Raw genomic sequence first — 234 nt, 5'->3', positions numbered from 1 at the left:
GAAGTGCATGCCGATGAAGTTCTTCGGGCGCGAGCTCGCCTCCGCGAGGCCAGTGATCGGCAGCGCCGAGGTGTTCGAACCGAAGATCGCGCGGTCGGAGAGGACGGCGTCGGCGCGCTTCGTGACTTCGGCCTTCACCTCGCGACTTTCGAAGACGGCCTCGACGACGACGTCGCAGCTCGCGAGGTCGTCGTAGTTCGTCGTCGCGTGGATCTTCGCAAGGGTCTTCTGCAC

1 protein-coding gene is annotated in these 234 nt (G+C 65.0%); it reads right to left on the bottom strand.

The annotated features are described in order from the left end of the window. A partial coding sequence (locus tag ACLJNW_RS28650; RefSeq protein ID WP_410962072.1) for a 3-hydroxyacyl-CoA dehydrogenase NAD-binding domain-containing protein occupies window positions 1-234 on the bottom strand: 234 nt, incomplete at both ends.

The sequence above is a fragment of the Salmonella sp. SAL4457 genome, assembly GCF_046548235.1.
Taxonomy (GTDB): Bacteria; Pseudomonadota; Gammaproteobacteria; order Enterobacterales; family Enterobacteriaceae; genus Salmonella; species Salmonella enterica.
The sequence above is the reverse complement of the archived record's forward strand: the minus strand, read 5'-3'. Positions and strand labels throughout refer to the sequence as shown.